Origin of the sequence: Edaphobacter sp., assembly GCF_035532915.1 — a bacterium.
Classification (GTDB): Bacteria; Acidobacteriota; Terriglobia; order Terriglobales; family Acidobacteriaceae; genus Edaphobacter.
The window spans coordinates 1-6321 of record NZ_DATKQC010000146.1; the positions used below are offsets into that span (position 1 = coordinate 1).

The following is a 6321-nucleotide window of genomic DNA, read 5'->3' on the forward strand; positions in this document are numbered from 1 at the left end:
ATCCAGGCGTACCTTCCGCCGCAGACTTTCAGCTCTGGGAGACCTGCATGACCATCAACAATACATGGGCCTACAACGCCAACGACCACGACTATAAATCTTCACGCGACCTGATTCGAGGTCTGGTCGAGGTTGCAAGCCGCGGAGGCACCTTCCTTCTCAATGTAGGCCCTCAGCCTGATGGAATGATTCAGCCCGAGTTTCAGGAGCGTCTGCGATCTATCGGCGACTGGATCACCATCAATGGCGACGCCATCTATGGCACAACCTACGGTCCCATCCAGGGAGAACAAGCGTACCGCACCACTGCGAAGGGGAACAATCTCTACATACACCTCCTGGATTGGCCCACCTCAGCGCTGCAATTAAACACTGTCAAGCCAAAGATTTTATCGGCACGTCTCCTGGCCAACAATCAGCCACTGACCTTCCAGCAGACGGAGAACGGCGTGCAGATCTCGCTGCCACAAGAGGCTCCCGACAAGAATGTCAGCGTTATCGCGCTAAGAACGCTTTGACCGCTTCCATGCCTTAATGTTGTATCTCTTGCTTCCTTCGGCCTCTCAAAAACTTATCGCCCGGGCTGGATGACGATCTTTAGCGAATCAGCCTGTGGATGCGATGCCAGGTCGATTGCAGCGATAGCGTCCTCAAGTGAGAAACGGTGCGAGATCAACTGCGTCAAGTCAAAGCCATTGCGATAGCCATCGAAGACCATGCGCGTGACATCATCCTGAATCGCGACCGAAGCACTATACGATCCCATCAATGTCTTCTCGTCCATGCAGACCGCGGCTGGATCGAAGGGTGCCTCGCCATGCTGCGTCTGCGCAAAGAGCTGGACACGTCCACCCGGACGAATCGCATCCATCGCCACCTTGATAAGACTGTTACCCCCCACGGCCAGCAACGCCACATCCGCGCCGCGTCCTTCCGTGGCTGCCTTTGTGGCGGCGACTACATCTCCACGAGCATCGAGCGGATGATGCAGCCCGAACTTCGCAGCGACAGCGTGACGTTCAGGATAAAGATCGCTGGTTAAAACGGTCGCCCCGGTTTGACGGGCAAGCGCAGCCAGCAAAATGCCAATAGAACCCTGTCCAATCACCAACACCGTCTCGTCAGGCTGCAGATTAAGCAGACGAATAGCCTTGTAGCAGGTATTGACCGGCTCAAGAAAGGCAGCTTGCTCGAAGGGAATATCGTCGGGCACCTTCACCAATCCGCGGCGCACGATCCAGTCCATCACGCGAATATACTCGGCAAAGCCGCCACCCGAGGGAGCGAAGCCGGCAGTACAGCCAACCTTCTTATAGACCTCGCACTGCGCAAAGGTCTGCTTGCGGCAGTAGTAGCACTCACCGCAGGGAATATGGTGATAAGCCATAACGCGGTCGCCTAATGCAAAGTTGATAACGCCTTCACCGATGCGGACAATTGTGCCGGACATCTCGTGGCCAAAGATGCGTGGCGCATCGTGAGAGCCGCTATGGATCTTCTTAAGGTCGGTACCGCAGATTCCGCAGGTATGAATCTTCACCAACACTTCGCCGGGGCCGATCTCCGGCACGGGAACAGTCTCAACGCGAACGTCGTTGATACCGCGATAGACGGCGGCGCGCATGGTAGCCGTAACGGCCTCTGTTTCATTTTGCTGTAATGTCAACGGATTTCCTTATCCTTGCTGGCGATACCAGTTTAGCTGCGACTCAAGTTCGGTAGTAAGTGCCTGCACGGCACGTTTGCTGTTGCCCGCAAGCGCGAAGAGTTTTGGCCAAAGTTGCGGACGAAGAGCAGAATGCGCGGCGAATGCCGTCTCTCGGAACTGTCCGTCCGCGGTCGCAAACTGCGCGAGCTCCAGCATCTCGAACGTGGCCTCGTCGGAGATAGATTTAATGGCACGGAAAGAGAGATGGTGCGCCTCTGCAAGCCGGGCCACAGTCGCAGCTTCCATATCGACAGCGCTGGCTTGGTAGGAGGCATAGAGACGCTGCTTCTCTTTACTGCCTGCAATCGCCGAAGTGGTAATCAATATTTGCTTGAAGAGCGAATGGGAATAACGTTCGCCGGTGCGGGCATCGATGACAACCCCGGCACGAACGATATCACCTACATGAAGATCAGGATCGCATGCACCTGCGAGCCCAACTGAGAGAACAGAGGTAACCGGTTTTAATGAGAGAGCAGCCTGTACGGCGAGCGTCGCGCGCTCCGCTCCCATACCTGCACAGGCAACGACAGCAAAGTCATTCGTATACGCGGTAATTTTGCCAGGCAGCCGGTGCTCCCGCCATCCGCGAACAAGCGCCTTTACCTCTCGCGGCAAGGCGGCGATGATGGCAGGGCACTCTCTCATAGCTGCTTGTCGAGTGCAGGCGCGTAGCCATGCGCGATGAACCAATCAATTGCAGTGCGGAGAGCGTGATAGACGGGAATAATCTTGAAGCCCAGCTCGCGCTCTGCCTTGGCAGAGGAAGCAAACATGATCTTCTGCCCCATGCGCACTGCCTCTACCGTCGCACGCGGCTCTTTACCGCGAAGCCTGCCGGTAAAATTCTCTTCGAAGAAGGCAAACGCCATGGCCACGGCATGCGGCACCTTCATCGTAGGCGAAGGCAGACCAGTGATCGAGGACATGCGATCAAGAATCTGCTTGAGCGTCAGGTTTTCGCCCCCGAGAATATATCGCTCACCAGGCGTTCCCTTCTGCAGCGCGACAACGTGCATTCTTGCCACCTCGTCAACGTCTACCAGATTGAGACCGGTGTCGACATAAGCCGGAAACTTTTTGTTGAGGAAGTCCACAACGATTCTTCCCGTCGGCGTAGGCTTGGCATCGCCGGGTCCTATCGGCGTGGTGGGATTCAGAATCATGACATGTTGGCCGGACTGCGCGGCTTGAATAGCCTCCTGCTCGCCGAGAAACTTCGAGCGTTTATAGGGGCCAATCATGTCCGCAAGCGAGACGGGCGTCTCTTCATTCACAATGGAGCCGTCGCTCTTGAAGCCCATCGTAGCCACGCTGGAGGTGTAAACGACACGCGGAACGCCAACCTCTCGCGCGATTCTGAGCAGCTCGCGTGTGCCATCAACGTTAGCCGCATACATCTGCGCTGGGTCACGAACCCACAGGCGGTAGTCCGCCGCAACATGCACCAGAGCATCGCAGCCCATAAGAGCCGAGCGCAGCTTCTCCGGCTCGCGCAAATCTCCAACAACCGTCTCTGCGTCGATCCCCGCGAGCGAATCGAGGCGGCTGGTCTGCCGCGTTAGCAGACGAAGGCTTGCTCCCCCCGATGCATACGCTCGCGCCACATGGCCACCCACGAAGCCTGTCGCCCCAGTAATAAATACGCGCACGTTTTGTTCTCTTCCCTATTCTTTCTCAGGAACGACGCAGTGTTTTAAGTGAAAGCAGATCAGTCCAGCTTCTCAGGCTCGATCTGGATGTTCTTTTCGCCGGCCGCCTTCTTCTCCCAGTACTTCTTGACCCAGGCCTCGAAGGTCTTACCCGCGGCAGTATCGCGTCCCGAGAACGCAAGCGCTGCGATATCGGCGTAGGCGATGCTCACCTTCTCGCGCGCAGCCGACGGAATGACACGCACAGAGGAATCGGACAAAGAAGAACCGGAGCGACGATCAAAGAGATACCCTTCAACTTTCGTGCCGTCTTTGCGTGTGATGGTGACGTCGCCGCGATAGTCGAATGCCTTTTCAAGCGCGTCGCGAACCTCTGTATCGGTAGCCAGCGCAGGAATCCAGCCTTCAAGATTCTCCCGCTCACGGCCTTCGATGTGTTCCAGTTCGTCCGCGCTCTGGTGCCGCAATTGCTCAATCTTCAGGTGTTCCTGTTGCTCTGTCGCCATGGGGCCTAGTCTCCTGAAACCGTCTGTAGTTGGTCATCGGTCGTGGTCGAAGGAGCCTGAATCTGGACCAGCGGGCCGCCATGCTCGGGCCTCCATTCGTTCAGCAGCTTCTGCGCATCTGCATCCGGATAGAGCGATGGGAACATGTACTTCTTGGCCGTTACCAGAAATCCTTTGAGCGAGCCAAAGTTGTAATCCACCGCGGAGGCTTCGTGTCCGGAATGCACCATGCAGTTCGCGCATCGCGGATTGCCGCTCTTGGCGCCATAGTTCTCCCACTGCGTGCTCTCCATCAACTCCTTGAAGGTGTCCGCATAGCCGTCCTGCAGCAGGTAGCAAGGCTTCTGCCAGCCAAAGATGGAGAACGTCGGCATACCCCAGGGCGTGCACTCGAAGTTCTGCTTGCCCATCAAATACTCCGAGAACAGCGGATGGGTATTGAACTCCCAGCTCTTATTGCGGTTGGAGAGAATCGCCCGGAACATCCTGCGCGACTTCGCCTTACCCAGGAAGTGGTTCTGGTCCGGAGCTTTGTCGTAGGTATAGCCTGGCGAAACCATCATGCTCTCCACGCCCGCAGCCATCATCTCGTCAAAGTGCGCACGCACGCTGTTCGGATCCGCGCCATCAAAAAGAGTGGTGTTCGTCGTCACGCGGAAGCCCGCTGCCACCGCGGCGCGTATTCCACCCAAGGCGATATCGTAACCACCTTCGCGACAGACTGAGAAGTCATGATGTTCGCGCTGACCGTCTACGTGGACAGAGAAGGAGAGATACTTGCTCGGTTTGAAGAGATGCAGCTTCTCCTTGAGCAGAAGCGCGTTCGTGCACATGTAAACATATTTCTTCCGCGCCACAAGCCCGGCAACAATCTCCGGCATCTGCGGATGCAGCAACGGCTCGCCGCCCGGGATCGACACCATTGGCGCGCCGCACTCTTCAACCGCTCTGAAGCACTCCTCCGGCGAAAGGTCCTGCTTCAGAATGTGGGCAGGATACTGGATCTTTCCGCAACCTGCGCATGCGAGATTGCAGCGGAACAAGGGCTCCAGCATCAGCACGAGCGGATAACGCTTGCGCCCGGTCAGCTTCTGCTTCAAAACGTAACTTGCAACTGTCCATGCCTGCGAAACTGGTACGGCCATCAGTCTTTCCTCCGATGAATCTTTTGCGTGCTGCTACTTCGCCGCTGCACTTTCCATGGCACGGTGATACGTTGTCAGCGCCAACAGCGGAAAATACTGCTTATACAGGTGATATCCAAGATAAAAAACGCGCGGAAAGCCGGTTCCGGTGTAATAGCTTTCACCGTTGCGTCCCGGCATAAGCTCGCTCCAACTTCCGTCCTCGTGCTGCTTATCGACCAGCCAGCGAATCCCCTTTGCCACTGAATCCGAGCGAGTGTCTCCGGCAGCCAACAGGCCAAGCAGCGCCCATGCCGTCTGTGACGGTGTGCTCGGGCCGATGCCGCGCTGGTTAGGATCGTCGTAAGTGCCGCACGTCTCACCCCAGCCGCCGTCGGCGTTCTGCACCATGCGAATCCATTCGGCAGCCTGCTGAATCGCGGTCTCATGGTTCCAGAAGCCCATCGCTTCCAGCCCGCGCAGCACCAGGAACGTGCCGTAAAGGTAGTTGACGCCCCAGCGCCCAAACCAGCTTCCGTCCGATTCCTGTTCCTTCAGGATGAACTGCACAGCCTTCTCGACCCGCGGATCTTTCCGCGTGAAGCCATACTGCGCCAGCATCTCCAGCATCCGGCCCGTGATGTCGACCGTCGGCGGGTCGAGCATGGCATTGTGGTCGGCAAAAGGAACGTACTGAAAGATGCTCTTGGTGTTGTCCTTATCAAAAGCCGCCCAGCCGCCGTTCTTGCACTGCATCGCCCAAATCCAGTTCAACGCGCGCTGACAAACCTCGTGCTGGTAACGTTCGCGAGGATTGTCGACGAAGTTCAATGCCAGCAGAACCTGCCCCGTGTCGTCGATGTCCGGATAGAACTCATTGTTAAACTCGAAGTACCATCCACCCGGCTCGACATTTTTAACCTTCTCCGCCCAGTCACCCTTCTGGCGAACTTCCTTGGAGAGAATCCAGTCCGCAGCCTTCAACATGCGCGGATCGTCTTTGGCGATACCAGCCTCACCCAACGCATACATCGCCTGCGCCGTATCCCAAACCGGAGGGAAGCATGGCTGCATGCGAAAGGTTGGGGGAGCATAATCGGGCGTTCCTTCGGGGCAGTCGATACCCAGCTTCTCAAACTCATCCATCGCCCGAATCATCTGCGGGTCATCGACGGAGTAGTCCAGGCAGCGCAGCGCAACAATAGAGTTCAGCATCGCCGGATAAATCGCGCCCAGCCCGTCTGACTTCTCAAACCGTTCCAGCATCCACTTCTCGGCCTTCTTGATCGCAACCTTCCGCAGCGGCCGAATATGAACCCGCTCGAACCAAT

At 57.0% G+C, this 6321-nt stretch carries 7 protein-coding genes; 1 reads left to right on the forward strand and 6 read right to left on the reverse strand.

What is annotated here, in order from left to right; all coding sequences use genetic code 11:
* Positions 1-518, forward strand: a 518-nt coding sequence (locus tag VMU57_RS07175) for an alpha-L-fucosidase (RefSeq protein ID WP_325381951.1), incomplete at its 5' end; no start/stop codon positions are given.
* Between the two features lie 53 nt (positions 519-571).
* Here the strand turns inward: VMU57_RS07175 and VMU57_RS07180 are convergent.
* From VMU57_RS07180 to shc, 6 genes are all read right to left on the reverse strand, one after another.
* Positions 572-1624: a zinc-dependent dehydrogenase gene (locus VMU57_RS07180; protein WP_325381957.1), complete on the reverse strand. Its 1053-nt coding sequence runs from the start codon at positions 1622-1624 to the stop codon at positions 572-574.
* A 51-nt stretch (positions 1625-1675) separates the two neighbouring features.
* On the reverse strand, positions 1676-2356 hold the full coding sequence (locus VMU57_RS07185; RefSeq protein WP_325381952.1) for a phosphorylase: 681 nt from the start codon (positions 2354-2356) through the stop codon (positions 1676-1678).
* Entirely contained in the window at positions 2353-3360 is a 1008-nt protein-coding gene (gene hpnA, locus VMU57_RS07190) for a hopanoid-associated sugar epimerase (RefSeq protein ID WP_325381953.1), read from the reverse strand. Before hpnA ends, VMU57_RS07185 begins: the two co-directional genes overlap by 4 nt.
* Before the next feature lie 59 nt (positions 3361-3419).
* The gene (locus VMU57_RS07195) at positions 3420-3866 is read right to left on the reverse strand and encodes a hypothetical protein (protein ID WP_325381954.1); all 447 of its coding nucleotides are present in this window, start codon (positions 3864-3866) and stop codon (positions 3420-3422) included.
* Between the two features lie 5 nt (positions 3867-3871).
* Complete coding sequence (gene hpnH, locus VMU57_RS07200) at positions 3872-5011, reverse strand: adenosyl-hopene transferase HpnH (RefSeq protein WP_325381955.1); 1140 nt, start codon at positions 5009-5011, stop codon at positions 3872-3874.
* A 33-nt stretch (positions 5012-5044) separates the two neighbouring features.
* A partial coding sequence (gene shc / locus VMU57_RS07205; RefSeq protein WP_325381956.1) for a squalene--hopene cyclase occupies positions 5045-6321 on the reverse strand: 1277 nt, incomplete at its 5' end.

Excerpts from the sequence above, each read along its gene's own strand:
- VMU57_RS07180 (WP_325381957.1), bottom strand. The coding sequence starts at position 1,624 with ATGCGCGCCGCCGTCTATCGCGGTATCAACGACGTTCGCGTTGAGACT.
- VMU57_RS07185 (WP_325381952.1), bottom strand. The coding sequence starts at position 2,356 with ATGAGAGAGTGCCCTGCCATCATCGCCGCCTTGCCGCGAGAGGTAAAG.
- VMU57_RS07195 (WP_325381954.1), bottom strand. The coding sequence starts at position 3,866 with ATGGCGACAGAGCAACAGGAACACCTGAAGATTGAGCAATTGCGGCAC.
- hpnH (WP_325381955.1), bottom strand. The coding sequence starts at position 5,011 with ATGGCCGTACCAGTTTCGCAGGCATGGACAGTTGCAAGTTACGTTTTG.